This is a genomic window from Phycicoccus elongatus Lp2, from assembly GCF_000367525.1.
Taxonomy (GTDB): domain Bacteria; phylum Actinomycetota; class Actinomycetes; order Actinomycetales; family Dermatophilaceae; genus Phycicoccus_A; species Phycicoccus_A elongatus.
Map to the genome: position 1 here is coordinate 1,330,841 of NZ_HF570956.1, position 16,223 is coordinate 1,347,063.

At 69.8% G+C, this 16,223-nt stretch carries 14 protein-coding genes, 2 tRNA genes and 2 pseudogenes; 5 read left to right on the forward strand and 13 right to left on the reverse strand.

The window, feature by feature from the left end; genetic code table 11:
• Window positions 1–564: 564 nt before the first annotated feature.
• The 5 genes and pseudogenes from BN10_RS06290 (at window position 565) to BN10_RS06310 (ending at window position 4,935) form a co-directional block, all read left to right on the forward strand.
• Window positions 565–1,071 carry a hypothetical protein gene (locus BN10_RS06290; protein WP_010850363.1) on the forward strand — a complete coding sequence of 169 codons (507 nt, stop codon included), beginning with the start codon at window positions 565–567 and terminating at the stop codon, window positions 1,069–1,071.
• 53 nt (window positions 1,072–1,124) lie between these two features.
• Window positions 1,125–2,846 (forward strand): annotated as a pseudogene (locus BN10_RS06295) (type IV secretory system conjugative DNA transfer family protein).
• Window positions 2,847–2,925: 79 nt separating this feature from the next.
• On the forward strand, window positions 2,926–3,510 hold the full coding sequence (locus BN10_RS06300) for a hypothetical protein (protein WP_010850366.1): 585 nt from the start codon (window positions 2,926–2,928) through the stop codon (window positions 3,508–3,510).
• The gene (locus tag BN10_RS06305) at window positions 3,507–3,722 is read left to right on the forward strand and encodes a helix-turn-helix transcriptional regulator (protein WP_010850367.1); all 216 of its coding nucleotides are present in this window, start codon (window positions 3,507–3,509) and stop codon (window positions 3,720–3,722) included. The genes BN10_RS06300 and BN10_RS06305 overlap by 4 nt, the downstream gene beginning before the upstream one ends.
• A 61-nt stretch (window positions 3,723–3,783) precedes the next feature.
• Entirely contained in the window at window positions 3,784–4,935 is a 1,152-nt protein-coding gene (locus BN10_RS06310; RefSeq protein WP_156917159.1) for a tyrosine-type recombinase/integrase, read from the forward strand.
• 209 nt (window positions 4,936–5,144) lie between these two features.
• Here BN10_RS06310 and BN10_RS06315 read toward each other — a convergent pair.
• The 13 genes and pseudogenes from BN10_RS06315 to hisS form a co-directional block, all read right to left on the reverse strand.
• A tRNA-Pro gene (locus BN10_RS06315) sits at window positions 5,145–5,218 on the reverse strand.
• Window positions 5,219–5,238: 20 nt separating this feature from the next.
• A tRNA-Pro gene (locus BN10_RS06320) sits at window positions 5,239–5,309 on the reverse strand.
• Window positions 5,310–5,446: 137 nt separating this feature from the next.
• A complete protein-coding gene (gene der, locus BN10_RS06325; protein WP_010850369.1) occupies window positions 5,447–6,934 on the reverse strand; it encodes a ribosome biogenesis GTPase Der in 1,488 nt (495 codons plus the stop codon).
• A 45-nt stretch (window positions 6,935–6,979) separates the two neighbouring features.
• The gene (locus BN10_RS06330; protein WP_010850370.1) at window positions 6,980–7,666 is read right to left on the reverse strand and encodes a lysophospholipid acyltransferase family protein; all 687 of its coding nucleotides are present in this window, start codon (window positions 7,664–7,666) and stop codon (window positions 6,980–6,982) included.
• The gene (gene cmk / locus BN10_RS06335; protein ID WP_010850371.1) at window positions 7,663–8,361 is read right to left on the reverse strand and encodes a (d)CMP kinase; all 699 of its coding nucleotides are present in this window, start codon (window positions 8,359–8,361) and stop codon (window positions 7,663–7,665) included. Before cmk ends, BN10_RS06330 begins: the two co-directional genes overlap by 4 nt.
• Complete coding sequence (locus BN10_RS06340; protein WP_010850372.1) at window positions 8,354–9,448, reverse strand: prephenate dehydrogenase; 1,095 nt, start codon at window positions 9,446–9,448, stop codon at window positions 8,354–8,356. Before BN10_RS06340 ends, cmk begins: the two co-directional genes overlap by 8 nt.
• Window positions 9,445–10,377 (reverse strand): pseudouridine synthase, encoded by a 933-nt coding sequence (locus BN10_RS06345; protein ID WP_010850373.1) that lies wholly within the window; start codon window positions 10,375–10,377, stop codon window positions 9,445–9,447. The genes BN10_RS06340 and BN10_RS06345 overlap by 4 nt, the downstream gene beginning before the upstream one ends.
• Window positions 10,374–11,012: an SMC-Scp complex subunit ScpB gene (scpB, locus tag BN10_RS06350; protein ID WP_040751004.1), complete on the reverse strand. Its 639-nt coding sequence runs from the start codon at window positions 11,010–11,012 to the stop codon at window positions 10,374–10,376. The genes BN10_RS06345 and scpB overlap by 4 nt, the downstream gene beginning before the upstream one ends.
• Complete coding sequence (locus BN10_RS06355) at window positions 11,005–11,937, reverse strand: segregation and condensation protein A (RefSeq protein WP_010850375.1); 933 nt, start codon at window positions 11,935–11,937, stop codon at window positions 11,005–11,007. Before BN10_RS06355 ends, scpB begins: the two co-directional genes overlap by 8 nt.
• A 3-nt stretch (window positions 11,938–11,940) precedes the next feature.
• Window positions 11,941–12,879, reverse strand: a complete 939-nt coding sequence (locus tag BN10_RS06360) for a ParA family protein (RefSeq protein WP_010850376.1) — start codon at window positions 12,877–12,879, stop codon at window positions 11,941–11,943.
• 56 nt (window positions 12,880–12,935) lie between these two features.
• Window positions 12,936–13,619 (reverse strand): annotated as a pseudogene (locus BN10_RS06365) (site-specific tyrosine recombinase XerD); the annotation flags it as partial.
• Between the two features lie 46 nt (window positions 13,620–13,665).
• Window positions 13,666–14,781, reverse strand: a complete 1,116-nt coding sequence (gene ald / locus BN10_RS06370) for an alanine dehydrogenase (RefSeq protein ID WP_040751007.1) — start codon at window positions 14,779–14,781, stop codon at window positions 13,666–13,668.
• A 100-nt stretch (window positions 14,782–14,881) separates the two neighbouring features.
• Entirely contained in the window at window positions 14,882–16,219 is a 1,338-nt protein-coding gene (gene hisS / locus BN10_RS06375) for a histidine--tRNA ligase (RefSeq protein ID WP_010850379.1), read from the reverse strand.
• Window positions 16,220–16,223: the final 4 nt, after the last annotated feature.

Here is a 16,223-nt window from a genome sequence, read left to right on the forward strand (position 1 = left end):
ATCGCATGTCTTGGGGCGCCTGGATCGGGATGCCCTCGCGCACAGCACGCACAAGGTCAGAGTGCGAGTCGATGAGGTTCGGCGTCAGCGCGGTCATGCCCGCAATGGCCGCGCGGATGAATCTGCCAGGACGCACATCGGTCAGCTCGCCCGCGATGTGGGTCCGCTCGCCCTTCCATTGCGATCTGAGCAGGTGGCCGGCAAAACAGTGCGCCCATCGGATGTACTCGTCATCCCAGGGGGACGTGTGTGCGCGGCAAGCCTCACAGTGCGCGTACAGGCTCGCGCCTCCGAGCTTGGGCCGTCCGTAGCCGAGGCTGTTGTCTTCTGTCGTGCCGCCCCAAGCGAAGCTTCCCTGGTTGAAAGCGGCCCTCGGCGGAACGTGAGCTTTGGTCAGCCGGGCTCGGTTCCCGCACAGGGTGCACCTGCCTGTCCTGGTCCGCCGACCAGTCGGCCGAAACCCCTCCTGTCCAGTGATCTTCTCCTCCTCCTAGAAGGCTAACGGCGGAAGCCGAGTTCGCCGTGGGTCGTCCGGCCGGGTGCGGTTCTGGCTCACCTTGCGGCATGAGGAAACCCGAGCCTGAGCCCGTCCCGGTCTCCATCCCGCTCGTCGTGCTCGACGTGCACGAGGACGGCACCGTGACCGTCACCGTCGACGGGAAACGGCTGGACCCCGACCCTTTCGCGCCGCCGTGGCGACGATCCTCGTTCGGGCAGATCATCGACCGCGCCACGAACGACCGGACGACACCGGCCAGGGTCGAGGTCCGCGAAGCGGACGGCACGACCTTCACCGACATCATCGCCGCGCGTCGCCGGCGTTCCCGCCCCGAGCCCGAACCGGAGGTGCCGGCCGGGCCGGTGTTCCACGCCGTCGAGGGCGAGGGGTTCGTTCCCGGCGAGGACGTGGCGGTCGCCGTCGTCACCGGGCATACCGACGCCGCCCACACCGGCACCGCGCGCGCCCTCATCGACCCGGCCGGGGTCGGCGTCGACCGGGCCGGCGGGGTCATCGAGGTCATCCTGTTCGGCCGTGTCTCCGGCACCACGATCATCCGGCGGCTGCCGTGAACGAGCAGGGCCGGCAGACCGGCTCGTTCGGAGACGAGTTGACCAACGCCGCGATGATCGGGCTGGTCGTCCTGTTCGGCGTCGCGCTGATCCTGCGCGCCGCTGGATCGGTGGCCGCGTTCCTGACCGGCACACCCCAGCCGGCCGGCGATCCCGCCTCCGGGGTCGGAGTGCTGTTCCGCCCCGGCGATCCCGGCTCGGCGCTCGACGCGGACGGCCTGAACCCGGTCGTCTACTGGATCGTCTTCGGGCTGCTGCTCGCCGGCCTCGTCTCCGGCGGGCTATGGGCGTGGCAACGGCTGCGCCGTCACACCCACCGGATCGAAGCCGATCCGCGCCGCATGGCCGGCATCGCCACCCGGCACGAAGTCGCCGCCGCTGCATCTGACAAGGCGCTCCTGCGCCGCGCGGGAAGCCTGCGCCCCGGCCTCAGCGACCCGAAGCCGCAGGACGTGGGCTACAGGCTCGGCACCTCCAAGGGCACCAGCGTGTGGGCCTCGGTCGAGGACTCGATCATGGTCATCGGCCCGCCCCGCTCCGGGAAGGGCCTGCATCTGGTGATCCCAGCGATCCTCGACGCCCCCGGCGCCGTCGTCGTCACGTCGACCAGGCCGGACAACCTGACCGCGACCATGCGTGCCCGCCGCAGGATCGGCCCTGTCGCGATCTTCGACCCGCAACACTTGGCCGATGGTCTGCCCGCCGGTCTGCGCTGGTCACCCATCCGGGGCTGTGAGTCACCGCAGACGGCGCTGATCCGCGCCGCCGGCCTCGCCGCCGGCACCGGCCTGTCCGCGGGCAGTGTCGATGGCTGAGGCTTCTGGGAGGGCAAGACACGGGCGGCGCTCCAAGCCCTGCTGCACGCGGCGGCGATCGACAACCGACCACCGGCCGAGCTGTTCCGGTGGACTCTCGATCCGACCGCGGCCGCTGACGCGGTGGCGATCCTGACCGGCTCCACCCAGGCCGCTACCGGATGGGCCGAGTCCCTGGAAGCAATGATCGACTCCGACCCCCGCACCCGCGACTCCATCTGGCAGGGCGTCTCCCTGGCTCTCGGCTCGCTGGCCGACCCGCGCGTGCTCGACGCCGTATCACCCGGCCCCGGCGAGGGCTTCGACCCCGAAGCATTCATCCGCGACCGCGGCACGTTGTTCCTCCTGGCAACCGGCTCCGGTGCCGGAGCCAGCGCCGCGCTGGTCGCCGCGCTCGTGGAAGACCTCATCGAGACCGCCCGCCGCCTGGCCGCACGATCGGCCGGCGCCCGGCTCGATCCGCCGATGCTGCTCGCGCTGGACGAGATAGCCAACCTCTCGCCGTTGCCGTCGCTGCCAACGCTGATGGCCGAAGGCGGCGGGTCGGGCATCACGACGATGCCGGTGCTCCAATCGCTCGCGCAGGCGCGGGACAAGTGGAACGAGCACCAGGCGAACGCGATCTGGGACGCCTCCATCGTCAAGATCATCCTCGGCGGCGCATCCAACAGCCGAGACCTGCAAGACCTGAGCGCCCTGGTCGGCGAACGCGACGAATACACCGACTCCGTGACGCTGGGCGACCACGGCACCCGCTCCAACCAGCGCTCCGTGCGTCGGGTGCCGATCTTCCCGCCCGACCGCATCCGCCGTCTCCCGTTCGGGACCGGGATCGTGCTGCTGCGCTCCGCACCCCCGATCGTCACCGACCTGCACCCCTGGCCCAAGCGCCCCGACGCCGCCCAGCTCACCGCCGACCGCACCGAGATCGAAGCCCTGCTGCGCCGCTCCGACACCTGAACGCCGGTCGCGGCAAGGAGCACCTGCCCGCCACAACGGCCCGGCACCACCGGGGCCGGAGAGCAGACAGGAGTACAGCATGTCCGACGAACCTCACGGCGACGCCACGACGAACGACGTTCCCGACTCGAATGTGGACGAGATGGACGACGGCTACGACGAGCTGCTGATCGCCGAGCCGCCGCACCCGATCAACTGGAACCTACTGAGCGCCGAGGGCGCCGAGGCCGAGTGGCTGGAACTCAACCGCTGGGTGGACTGGCTGCGCCACACCTACGGGCTCCCCGCCTCCGTGATCCCGCCCGCCTGGCACATGCACCCCGAGCTGCTGTGGGAGCTGAGCGCACTGCACCTCCACTGGCTCTGCGCCTACGACCCCGACCAGAACGGCAGCGCACCGCTCGGCTGGCACCGCGACTTCGCCGACGCCCGGCAGCGGCTCCGCGAATGGGTCGCCGCCTGCGGCACCCGGCTCGACCACGACCGCCCCACCAGGCAGACCGTCTGGCCCGGCGAGGAACCGAGAGACCCGATCGAGGACATCCCGATCATCGACCGCGACGCCGAGTTCGTGGAGTTCGTCATGGCCGACGTCCAGGCCCGCCGCGAGGCCGAGGAAGCCTTCTACCGCGACCTCGACCCGGACACCGGAGAAGTGTCGTGAGCGACAAGACCGAGGCACTGGTCGTCTCGCCACTGCTGGACAGCCGGGAGGTGGCGGCGTACTTGAAGGTCTCGGAGTCCACCCTGTCGCGGTGGCGCTCAGCCGGCACCGGCCCGCCGTTCCTGCGGCTGGGAGGGATCGCCCGGTACCGGCTCGATGCGATGGACCGCTGGCTGAGCGAGCTGGAACACGACCATGCCTCGGAGATCTGAGCCGCAGCCGACCGCTGAACCCAAGCCGGTCCCGCCGATCGGTGTGAAGGTCTCCACGGACATGGAGCGTCGCTCCTACGGCATCCGCGCCCGCGCCCGGTGGACGGACCCGACCACCAAGCGCCGGGTGATCCGATCGGAGATCGTGCGGGACGAAGCGGCCGCGCACGCGTTCTTCGACCAGCTCCGCAACTCCTCGACCAAGGGCATGGACGTGTGCATGACGCTGCTGGAGTTCGTCACCTCCATCGGCGACCGGTGGGCGCGTGGCCTGGACCCGACCTCCACCGGCGAGACCTACGGGTACGGGCTGAAGCTGCGGGTGCTGCCCGCGCTCGGGCATCTGCCGGTCACCCAGATCACCGCGGGGATCATCGACCGCACCATTGATGAGTGGGAACAGCGTCACGGCGCCTCAACCATCAAGAACACCATCGCCCCGCTCGTGCGGGTGCTTGATGAAGCCGTGCGGGACGGGCTGATCCAGATCAACCCCGCGAAGAACCGTGCCAAGCGGAGCCTGAACCGCAACGCCTTCCGCAGCCAGTCCGCCGAACACGCCTCCCCGCGGGCACACGCAATCCCGGACATGAAGACCCTCAACCGCCTCGCCAGGGCGTGCGGAAAGGTGCATCAGTCCTACAGCGACTTTGTGATGCTCGCCGCGCTGCTCGCCGCACGGTCCTCGGAAGTGTCCGGGTTGCAGGTAGGGGACGTGGACTTCAGTAAGAACCTCGTCGTGATCCGCCGGCAGGTGTTCCCCGGCAAGGGTGGCCTGGTCACCAAGCCGACCAAGAGCCGCAAGGAACGCCGCGTGCCGATCCTGGAACCGCTCCGTCCTGTGCTGAAACGCCTCACCGATGGCAAGCAGCCGGAGGACTCGTTGCTGGTCGGCCCGAAGGGCGGCTACCTCACCACCGCGACCGTCCGCGACGCCACCAACTGGGACGGCGTCGTCGCGAAGCTCGGACTGCCGGACCTCACCCGGCACGGGCTACGTCACACCGGGGCGACCTGGATGGCCGATGCCGGTATCCCGCTGCACGTCCTCCAAGACATCCTCGGGCACGCCTCGATGGAGACCACACGCGGCTACCTGCACCCCGACGACCGTCACCTCGCCTCCGCCGCCGAGCAGGCCAACGCCTTCCTCTCCGCCGCCGGACAACGCAAGCACGCCCGGCGCAGCAGCCCCGCGACCAGGGGCCTGTGATGCGCTCCGACGCCCGCGGGAGTGCTCCCGGAAGCGTTCTGGTCCCCTTTTGGTCCCCTTATCCACAGGAAGCGGGTTCAAGGCGCCCCGTTCGGCCACAGGTGACCGCCGGCGAGAGCGCCAGGGGGGACCAGATGGGGACCACGAAAGACGACCGCCGGACATGATGAAGCCCAGGCGAGAAACCTGCTCTCACCTGGGCTTTTACGTCGGGCTGACAGGATTTGAACCTGCGACCCCCTGACCCCCAGTCAGGTGCGCTACCAAGCTGCGCCACAGCCCGTGGCATAAATTTTCAGTTGTTCGGGCCGACCAGAGCGGGGTAAACCCCTTGACCCCCAGTCAAGTGCGCTACCAAGCTGCGCCACAGCCCGAGAGGGTGCCTTCCGTGGAAGGGCGTGCCAACTTTAGCCCATGGGAACCGGTGGTCCGAATCGGTTCCGGCGGTGCGGCATCCGGGGCAGCGTGCCGGTCGATGCGTCCTGGGATGCCTCAGGACGGACTCCGGATGTCAGCGGCGGGAACGCTTCTCGCGGACCCGGACCGAGAGCTCGATCGGGGTTCCTTCGAAACCGAACTCCTCGCGCAGGCGGCGCTCGATGAAGCGGCGATACCCGGCCTCAATGAAGCCCGAGGCAAAGACGACGAATCGCGGGGGGCGCGTCCCGGCCTGGGTCGCGAAGAGGATGCGCGGCTGCTTCCCGCCGCGCACCGGGTGCGGGTGGGCCGAGACGACCTCGCCGAGAAAGGCGTTGAGGCGCCCGGTGGGAACTCGGGTCTCCCACGAGTCCAGGGCGGTCTCGATGGCCGGGACCAACTTCTCCAGGTGGCGGCCGGTGCGTGCCGACACGTTGACCCGTGGGGCCCACGGAATCTGCACGAGGTCGCGCTCGATCTCCCGCTCGAGGTAGTAGCGCCGTTCCTCGTCGGTCAGGTCCCACTTGTTGTAGGCGAGCACGAGTCCGCGCCCGGCCTCGATGACCTGACTGATGATCCGCACGTCCTGCTCGGTGAGCGGGTTGGCGGCGTCGAGGAGCACCACGGCAACCTCGGCCTTCTCTAGAGCCGTCTGCGTGCGCAGCGAGGCGTAGAAGTCGGCGCCGCGAGTCTGGTGCACCCGACGCCGGATGCCCGCGGTGTCGACGAATCGCCACGTCTTGCCGCCGAGTTCAATGAGCTCGTCGACCGGGTCGCGCGTGGTGCCCGCCATCTCGTCGACGACGACGCGCTCCTCCCCGGCGAGTTTGTTGAGGAGACTGGACTTGCCGACGTTGGGGCGGCCGAGGAGCGCCACGCGGCGCGGGCCGCCTCGCTGGTAGGCGCCGGACACGGAGGACTTCTCGGGCAGCACCTCGAGCAGAGCATCGAGGGCGTCCCCGGTGCCGCGACCGTGAAGCGCCGAGACCGGCCATGGCTGGCCCAGACCGAGGTTCCAGAGCGCTGCGGCGTCGGCCTCGCCGCGCTGGTCGTCGACCTTGTTGGCGATGAGGATGACCGGCTTGCCGCTGCGCCGCAGCAGCTTCACGACGGCCTCGTCGTCGTCGGTGGCCCCCACCGTGGCATCGACGACGAAGAGCACGGCGTCCGCCAGGTCGACGGCGACCTCGGCCTGCTCGGCCACGCGCAGGTGGATGCCGGTCGCGTCGATCTCCCAGCCGCCGGTATCGACCAGGGTGAAGTTGCGGCCTGACCAGTCGCCGTCATAGGCCACCCGGTCGCGGGTCACTCCCGGGACGTCCTCGACGACGGCCTCGCGCCGACCGATGATCCGATTGACGAGGGTCGACTTGCCCACATTGGGGCGCCCGATGATGGCCACGACCGGTCGGGTCGCCTCCTCGTCATCGGCGACGTCGTCCCCGTCGTCGCGCCCGAGAAGGGCAAGGTCCTCGTCGGAGAGGTCGAAATCGTCGAGCCCTGCGCGCAGGGCGTCAGCCACCTGGGACTCGTCGGCCGCGGTCTCGTCGGTGCTACTCGGCTGGACCTGGTCGGCGTTCATCCCTCCATTGTCCCGTATGCCGCGGGGTCGCCCGACCGCTCGGTCTCAGGTCCCGACCAGACCCTCGGGGATGTCCTCGGGCAGGGGTATGCCGTGTCGCCGACTCGCCTCGGCCACGTGCCCGGCCAGGGCGAGCCTCACCTGCTCACCGGCGAGGTGGAGTCGCTGCCGGCCCGGGATGCCGTCGGGAAGCTCGAGGACCACCGGGGCACCGAAGTCGACGACCAGCCGGCTGCGCACGCGCGGCCAGGAGTCGGCGTGCTCACCGGTCGCTCGGGTGCCCAAGCAGGCGGTGGGGATGATCGTGGCGCGGCCGTTGATCGCGAGCCACGCAACCCCCCGGCCGGCCTCGGCAAGGTCTCCCCTGCCCCGCCCGCCTTCGGGAAAGATGCCGATGACGCCATCCCGCCGCAGCACCTCGATGGCCCGTCCGAGCGCCGTGCGATCCCCGACCTTCTGGTCGAGGGGGATCTGGCCAGAGGCGCGCAGCAGCGGCCCGGCCACGGTGTCGAAGGTGTCGGTCAGCACGAGGAAGTGGGCCGGTCGCGGGCTCATCGAGGCCACGAGGGCGCCGTCGAGGTAGCCGGTGTGGTTCGCGGCGAGGAGGACCGGCCCGCGGCGCGGGACACGCGTGACGCCGTGGCGCTCCACGGCATACAACACCTCGAAGAGCCCACGCCCGACGACGTGCCCCCACGTGGCCTTCCACGCGGAGGGGGCCGGGGTGCTCACCGAGGGACTCGACCAGTGCGGTCGGTCACCACAGTGAGGACGGCGTCGACGCTGCCCTCGAAATCGAGGTCTGAGGTGTCCACGGTGACGACGCCGTCGGAGGCGGTTGTGAACTGCGAGACCGTGGCGTCGGCGGCATCGCGCTTGACGATCGAGTCCCGGGTGGCCGCCACGGCCTCGGCCTCGGCATGACCGTGCAGTTCGGTCGAGCGGCGCCGCAGCCGGGCCTCCTCCGACGCGGTGAGCAGGATGCGCACGTGGGCGTCGGGAGCCACGACGGTCGTGATGTCCCGACCCTCGGCGACACAGCCACCGGTGTCCTCGGCTATGGCCGCCATCAGGTCGCGCTGGGCCAGCTGGAGGATCGGTCGGACGTCGGTGTTCGTCGCCACCTTGGTCACGGCAGCGGTGACCTCGGGCGTGCGGATCGCCTGGGTCACGTCGGTGTCACCGACCTGCACCACCGGGTCCTCGGGGTCGGTGCCGATGGCCAAGGGGTAGTCGCCGGCCGCGTCGGTGACGGCGTCCCGGTCGTCGAGGTCGATGCCTTGATCGAGGCACCACCAGGTGAGAGCGCGATACATCGCCCCGGTGTCGAGATAGCCCACCCCCAGTCGGCTGGCGACCGCCCGGGACACGCTGGACTTGCCGGAGCCCGATGGCCCGTCGATGGCGATGATCAGTTGCTCAGGCATGCAGGGTCCATCCCTTTCGTTGCAACGCCTCGGCGAGTCCCTCGGCGGCCGCCGGGACCACGTAGACCTCGCCGACACCGAACTGCCCGCCGAGACCGTGGTCGATGATGAATTCCTCGATGTTGGTGCCGGTGTCCCCCACGTCCTGGAAGAGCCTTCCGAGTTGGCCCGGCTCGTCGGGGATGAGGACGCGCACGACGCCGTACTGCGTCGGCGCCGCACCGTGCTTGCCCGGGATCCGGGCGTGGCCGGCGTTGCCGTTCGCGATCGTCGTGGCGAGTATGCCGCGGGCACCGGGTGCGTCGTCACCGTCACCCAGTTGGCCCAGGGCCCCGATGACGGCTTCGAGATCGCCGGAGAATGCCTTGAGCTCGTCACGCACAGCCCGGGGGTTGGCGGCGAGGATCTGCGTCCAGAGCCCGGGGTCGCTCGCCGCGATCCGGGTGACATCGCGCAGGCCCTGGCCGGCGAGACCGACCGCCTCCTCGGGCAGGTCACGCAGCCGGGCCGCAGCCAGGGAGGCCACCACCTGGGGAACGTGGGAGACGGCAGCAACCGCAGCGTCGTGGGACGCAGGGTCCAGGACCGTCACGGCCGACCCGACGAGCCGGGCGAGTTCCTGCACGGTGGCCAGTGCGTCGGCGGCGGTCGCATCGGTGGGGGTGACGACCCATGGTCGGCCCTCGAAGAGGTCGGCGCGCGCGGCAATGGCCCCGGACCGCTCGCGCCCGGCCATTGGGTGGGAGCCGCAGTAGCGACGGAGGTCCCCGGATCCACCGCCGCGCTGCTCCAGGGCGCGCACGATCGACCCCTTGACCGAGGCGACGTCGGTCACCACCGCGGACGGCCACCGGTCGAGCGCACCCGCGACGATTCCGGCGGTGACATCAGGGGGCGTGGCCGCGACGACGACATCGGGTGTGTCGAGCGGTTCGGGTAGGGCCCCCGCCCCGAGGTCGCGAGCCAGGGCGGCGTTGGTCGACGAAATGTCCTCCAGGGTCACGTGGACTCCGCGCCGGGAGAGCGCCAGACCCAGGCTGCTCCCGATGAGGCCGGAGCCGATGACGTGGACGCGCTGGATCGTCACAGGTCGGCTGCCTTGTAGAGCGCTCCGACCTCGCTCGCCGTCAGGGCTCGCCAGCGGCCGGACTTGGTGTCACCCAAGCGAATCGGTCCGACCTGCGTGCGGACGAGGGAGAGCACCGGGTGCCCGACCTCGGCCAACATGCGCCGGACAATGTGCTTGCGCCCCTCATGGAGGACCACCTCGACCAGGGCCTTGCCCGGCTGGGAGTCCACCACCTTGAAGGAGTCGACGGCCACCATGCCGTCCTCCAATTCGATCCCCTGTCGCAGGCGCTTGCCCAGGTCACGGGGCACCGGCCCGGGAATCTGGGCGAGGTAGGTCTTGAGGACGCCATAGCGTGGGTGCTGGAGCCGATGAGCGAGTTCACCATCGTTGGTGAGCAGGAGCAGGCCCTCGGTGTCGGCGTCGAGACGACCCACATGGAAGAGCCGTTCCTTGCGGTTGGCGACGTAGTCGCCGATGTCGATCCGGCCGAGTTCGTCGTTCATGCTCGTCACGACACCCAAGGGCTTGTTGAAGGCCAGGTAGACGCGGGACTCATCGAGTTGGACCCGCACCCCGTCCACGTGGACGACCTGGCCCGGGTTGATCCGGACCCCGAGCTCACGGACCACCTGGCCATCGACCTCGACGCGACCGTCGGCGATCAGCTGCTCACACACCCGCCGCGAGCCGACGCCAGCGGCGGCCAGCATCTTCTGCAGGCGCGTGCCCTCCGGGTCATGGACGTCGACGAAGGGTTTGCGCGGCCATTGAGGGGCCTTGGTCGGCTGTGAGGGCTTGGTCGTGCCCGATCCGCCCTTCTCCCGGCGAGGGCGGCCAGCCCCACGCGATTGCCCGGACCCCCCCTTTGCTGGGCCACCGCGGCCCGCTCCGCCCGTCGGGCGACCGCTTCCGCCACCACCACGGCGCGGGGCGCCGGGGGTCATGACCGGCCCCGCTCGATGATCTCGTCGAGCACGTCGACATCGGGCAGGTAGGGCGCCAGGGCAGGCAACTCGTCCAGGCTGGACAGACCCATGCGCTCCAGGAAGTGGCTCGTCGTGCCGTAGAGGATGGCCGTGGACTCGGTGTCGTGCCCGACCTCCTCGATCAAGCCGCGGGAGAGCAGCGTCCTGATCACGCCGTCGACGTTGACCCCCCGCACGGCCGACACGCGGGACCGGGACACCGGCTGGCGGTAGGCGATGACCGCGAGCGTCTCGAGCGCCGCCTGGGTGAGACGTGCCTGTTGTCCGTCGAGCAGGAATCGTTCGACGACAGGGGCATAGTCGGCACGGCTGTAGTAGCGCCAGCCGTCCCCGACCCGGCGCAGCGAGAACCCGCGGAACTGCGCGGCATACTCCTCCTCCATGGCGGCGAGCTCGGCCTCGACGTCCGGCACCGGCACCTCGAGCGCCGACGCGAGAGCGACGGCAGACAGCGGCTCGTCGACCACCATGAGCACCGCTTCGAGGGCCCCACGCACACCACCGGGAAAGGCGTGGACGTCAAAGGCCAGTTGCGTGTCCTCCGGCGGCGCCTCGGGGATTGCCTCATCGACCGCGCTGGTCGCCTCACTCATCACGGGCTCCATCCTCTGGCTGTGCGTGTGAATCGACGTCCTCGTCGAACTCGTCGTCGACCTCGATCTCCCCGTCGAGGGCCCCGGTCCATCGGACCGTCAACTCCCCCAGCGCCTCGGCCTGCTCGAAGCCGACGCTGTTGTCGCGAGCCAATTCGAGCAGGGCCAGGAAGCGGGCCACGACGACGAGGGTCGAATCGGCGTCGGCAACCAAGGCCCGGAAGGTCGACGGTCCGCGCCGGAGCCGCTCGCCGATGATCCCCGCTTGCTCCCGGACGCTGACGGCCGGGGCGTGCAGGTGGGCAAGGCCGACGTTCTCGGGCACCTTGGGCGTGAGGGCGCGCGCGGCGAGCATGGCGAACTGCTCAGGGGTGATGGTCATGACGAGCTCGGGCAGGAGCTTGGCGAACGCCGCTTCGAGACCGACCACGCGCGGCTGCATGCGGCCGGCCGTTGCCATCCGCTCACCGAAGGTGTGGGCGAGGTCCTTGTAGGCGCGGTACTGCAGGAGGCGGGCGAAGAGCAGGTCGCGGGCCTCGATGAGGGCGAGGTCGTCGTCGTCCTCGGGTCCGGTCTGCGGCAACAGCCGGGCCGCCTTGAGGTCCAGCAGGGTCGCCGCCACGAGCACGAACTCGGAGGCCTGCGACAGGTCCCACCCGGCCTCGGATGACTGTGCTGCCCGGATGTGCGCCATGAACTCGTCGGTGACCTTGGCCAGCGAGATCTCGGTGATGTCGAGCTTGTGCTTGGCGATGAGACCGAGCAACAGGTCGAAGGGCCCTGAGTAGACATCGAGGTGCACCTCGAAGGCCTGGGTGGGTACGCGCCGGGTCAGGACACCACCCGGGGTCACCTGGTCGGGATCGGGGCCGGGCAGCCCGGGAAGGGCCTGCGGTGCGGGCCCGACCGGAGCGGTCGTGTCCATCGCTCAGGCCGCGCCGCCGCGAGCGATCAACTCACGGGCCAGCTGGCGGTAGGCACCGGCCCCCTTGTGCGTCGAGTCGTAGGTGGTGATCGGCTTGCCCTCGAGGGTGGCGTCCGGGAACTTCACCGTGCGGCTGATGACCGTGTGGAAGACGGTCTCGCCGAAGTGCTCGACGACGCTCTGGACGACTTCGCGCGAGTGCAGGGTGCGCCCGTCGTACATGGTCGCCAGGATGCCGTCGATCTCGAGCCGGGGGTTGAGCCGATCGGTGATCTTCTCGATCGTCTCGACGAGGAGCGCGACACCCCGCATCGCGAAGTACTCGCACTCCAAGGGAATGATCACTCCGTGGGCTGCCGTCAGGGCGTTGACCGTGAGCAGGCCCAGGGAAGGCTGGCAGTCGATCAGCACGACGTCGTAGTCGTCCAGCACCGGCCGAAGGACGCGGGCCAGGATCTGCTCACGAGCAACCTCGCCGACCAGTTGCACCTCGGCGGCCGACAGGTCGATGTTGGCGGGGATGATGTCCAGTCCCTCGACCGCGGTGTGCTGGATGACATCGCGGACATCGTGACCGCGCTCGGTCATCAGGTTGTAGATGGTCACGTCGAGTTGGTTGGGAGTGATCCCCAGCCCCACGGACAGGGCGCCCTGCGGGTCGAAGTCGACGAGGAGGACCCTGCGCCCGCACTCGGCCAGGGCGGCTCCCAGGTTGATCGTCGTCGTCGTCTTGCCGACCCCACCCTTCTGGTTGCACATCGCGATGACGCGGGCCGGGCCGTGGGCGCTGAGGGGCGTGGGCTCCGGGAAGTGAGGCAAGGGACGCCCGGTCGGCCCGATCTGGCCGACTCCGGCCTCGCGGATGCCGGGCAGGTGACCGTCGCTCCCGCCCTCCTCGGTCGCCTCGGGGGCGCCGCTGTGGGCTGCGGTCTCGACGTCCATTTCACTCCCAACGTGCACGTGCAACGGTCAGCGTCCCGCTGATCGGGTCGACCCTATCAGCGCGCCCGGGGGTGGCTCTGGGCATAGACCTCCCGCAGTTGCTGCACGGTCACCAGGGTGTAGATCTGAGTCGTTGTCACCGACGCATGGCCGAGCAACTCCTGGACCACCCGGACATCGGCGCCGCCCTCCAGGAGGTGGGTGGCGAAGGAGTGTCGCAGGGTGTGCGGTGACAAGTGGCCACCGAGGCCGGCCCGCTCGGCCGCACCCCGCAGGATGCTCCACGCGCTCTGCCGAGAGAGCCGCCCGCCGCGCTGGTTGAGGAAGATGGCGGGGGTTCCCTTCCCCTTGCCGGCCAGCGTGGGGCGTCCCCGGACGAGGTATGCCGCGAGCGCGGCAGAGGCGTAGGACCCCAGCGGCACGAGGCGTTCCTTGCCGCCCTTGCCGCGCAGCCGCACGACCCCCTCTTGCGTCGCCACATCGTCGATGTCCAGCCCCGTGGCCTCGGAGATCCGGGCGCCGGTGCCGTAGAGCACCTCCAGCAGGGCTCGGTCACGAAGCGCGGCGGGGGTGTCGCCCACGGCAGCCGCTTCGAGCAGGCGCTCCACCTCGGTCACGCTGATGGCCTTGGGAAGTCGGCCAGGTGGCCGGGGCGGGCTCACAGCGGCGGACGGGTCGGCCGGCACCTCGCCTTCGAGCGCGAGGAATCGGTGCAGTCCGCGCACCGCGACGCCCGGTCGACCGCCGTGGGAGGGGTCGACCGGGCCGTGGTGGTCGGGGGGTGGTTCAGGAGAGAGCCTCCTCGAGGCTGATCGAGTCCATGCCGAAGGCGTCGCCAACCGCTGCGTAGGTGATCTGCCCGGCATCGGTGTTCAGGCCCTTGGCCAGCGCCGGGTCGGCACGCATGGCGTCCTTCCAACCCTGGTCGGCGAGCTTGACGGCATACGACAAGGTGGCGTTGGTGAGCGCCCAGGTCGAGGTGTGCGGCACGGCCCCCGGCATGTTGGCCACGCAGTAGTAGATCGAGTCGTGGACGGTGAAGGTCGGGTCCGCGTGCGTCGTCGGGCGCGAGCCCTCGAAGCAGCCGCCCTGGTCGATGGCCACGTCGACGAGCACCGAACCGGGCTTCATCTGCGCCACCATGTCGTCGGTCACGAGTTTGGGTGCCTTCGCCCCGGGGATGAGCACCGTGCCGATGACCAGGTCAGCCTGGAGAACCTGCTCGCGGACGGACAGCGAGGAGGAGGCGATCTGGTGCACGCGGTTGTCGTAGCGCCAGAACGACATCCGCAGCTTGTCGAGGTCGGTGTCGAGAAGGGTGACATCGGCCCCCATACCCAGCGCGATGTTGGCGGCGTTCTGGCCGGCAACCCCGGCCCCCAGGACGACGACCTTGGAGTTGGCGACGCCCCCGACGCCGCCCATGAGGACGCCGCGCCCGCCATTGGCCCGCAGCAGCGCCATCGCACCGACCTGCGGGGCGAGGCAGCCGGCCACCTCGGACATCGGGTAGAGCAGCGGGAGCATCCCGCTGGGCAACTGCACCGTCTCGTAGGCAACCGCTGTGACCTTCTTGGCGACCAGTTCCTCGGTCAGCGGCTCGTCGGCAGCCAGGTGCAGGTAGGTGTAGAGCAGCAGGTCCTCGCGCAGGCGGTGGTATTCCTCAGCCACCGGCTCCTTGACCTTCATGACCATGTCGGACTCGCCCCAGACGTCATCGGCCGAGTCGAGGATCTGGGCACCTTGCCCGACGAAGTCCTCATCGGTGATCGAGGAGCCGACACCGGCGTCCTTCTCGATGTAGACGGTGTGGCCGTGGTTGACCAACTCGTGCACGCCCACGGGAGTGATCCCGACGCGGAACTCGTTGTTCTTGACCTCGCGGGGGATGCCGATCTTCACAACTGCCGTCCTCGCTTGCTCGTAGGCCGCGTCCGCGCCATTGCGTCCGCGAGCCACCGCCATGGGTGGCACCTGCCACTCTATTGCCCGGCGTGAGCGATCAGTCCGTGCGCAGCGCCGGCCGCAGGTCCTCGTCGGGGCAGGTCCACGTCTGCGCCTGGGCGGGCACCTGCGCACCCGACCGGATGTCCTTGACCTGGTCCCCGTCGTCATCCCCGGTCCCCGGGAACCAGACGTAGGGGATGCCGCGGCGGTCGGCATACCGGATCTGCTTGCCGAACCGGTCAGCCTTGGGCGCCACCTCGCACGGTATGCCGCGGGCGCGCAGGGCGGTCGCGACGGCGGCGGACCGGGGTCGGCCCGCATCGTCGGTCACGGCCACGAGCACGGCCGAGGGGGTCGAGCGCGTGGTGGTCAGCCCTCGTCGGGCAATGAGCAACTGCACCAGCCGGGTGATGCCGACCGAGATGCCGACGCCCGGATAGGTCGTTGCTCCATCCGAGGCCAGCGCGTCATAGCGGCCACCACCAGCGACCGAACCCCAGGACTCGAAACCGACCAGCTGGGTCTCGTAGACCGTCCCTGTGTAGTAATCGAGCCCCCGCGCCACGGACAGGTCGGCGACCACGCGACCGGGACGCGTCGCCGCGCTCGCGGCCGACATCACCTCGGCCAGCGTCTGGAGCCCCTCCTGGAGGAGGGGGTGGTCGACACCGAGCGCCCGGACCTGGTCGACGAAGCCACCGTCGGCGGTGCTGATCTCGGCCAGAGCCAAACACTGTTCGGCCTGCTGAGCAGTGGCACCGGCCTCAACGAGCATGGCCCGGACGCCAGCGGCCCCGACCTTGTCGAGTTTGTCGACGATGCGCAAGGTGGTCACGATGTCGGTCAAGCCGATCCCGAGATAGAAGCCCTGAGGGATCTTGCGGTTGTTGCACCGCACCCTGAAGTCCCCCACGGGGAGTTGCTCGAAGATCTCCGCGAGGACGATCGGCATCTCGGCCTCGAAGTGTGCCGGGAGGCTGCCGATGTCGACGACATCGATGTCGGCCTGCGTGAACTCCCGGAAGCGGCCCTCCTGGGGGCGCTCCCCCCGCCAGGACTTCTGGATCTGGTACCGCCGGAAGGGGAAGTCGAGTTTCCCCGCGTTCTCGAGCACGTAACGCGCGAAGGGAACGGTGAGGTCGAAGTGCAGGCCGAGCGAGGCATCGCGGGCGTCCTCGCCACCAGCCAGTCTGGACACCGCATAGATCTCCTTGTCGGCGTCACCGCCCTTCCCGACGAGGCGCTCGACGGGTTCCACGGCGCGCGTCTCGATCCCGGCATACCCGTGCAACTCGAAGGTGCGGCGCACGACGTCCAAGACGTGCTGCTCGGCGAAGCGTTCACGAGGCAGCAACTCGGGGAAACCGGAGATCGGCGTGATCTTGGTGGCCATGAGG

Excerpts from the sequence above, each read along its gene's own strand:
- BN10_RS06290 (WP_010850363.1), top strand. The coding sequence starts at position 565 with ATGAGGAAACCCGAGCCTGAGCCCGTCCCGGTCTCCATCCCGCTCGTC.
- BN10_RS06300 (WP_010850366.1), top strand. The coding sequence starts at position 2,926 with ATGTCCGACGAACCTCACGGCGACGCCACGACGAACGACGTTCCCGAC.
- BN10_RS06310 (WP_156917159.1), top strand. The coding sequence starts at position 3,784 with ATGGAGCGTCGCTCCTACGGCATCCGCGCCCGCGCCCGGTGGACGGAC.
- der (WP_010850369.1), bottom strand. The coding sequence starts at position 6,934 with ATGAACGCCGACCAGGTCCAGCCGAGTAGCACCGACGAGACCGCGGCC.
- cmk (WP_010850371.1), bottom strand. The coding sequence starts at position 8,361 with ATGCCTGAGCAACTGATCATCGCCATCGACGGGCCATCGGGCTCCGGC.
- BN10_RS06345 (WP_010850373.1), bottom strand. The coding sequence starts at position 10,377 with ATGACCCCCGGCGCCCCGCGCCGTGGTGGTGGCGGAAGCGGTCGCCCG.
- scpB (WP_040751004.1), bottom strand. The coding sequence starts at position 11,012 with ATGAGTGAGGCGACCAGCGCGGTCGATGAGGCAATCCCCGAGGCGCCG.
- BN10_RS06355 (WP_010850375.1), bottom strand. The coding sequence starts at position 11,937 with ATGGACACGACCGCTCCGGTCGGGCCCGCACCGCAGGCCCTTCCCGGG.
- BN10_RS06360 (WP_010850376.1), bottom strand. The coding sequence starts at position 12,879 with ATGGACGTCGAGACCGCAGCCCACAGCGGCGCCCCCGAGGCGACCGAG.
- hisS (WP_010850379.1), bottom strand. The coding sequence starts at position 16,219 with ATGGCCACCAAGATCACGCCGATCTCCGGTTTCCCCGAGTTGCTGCCT.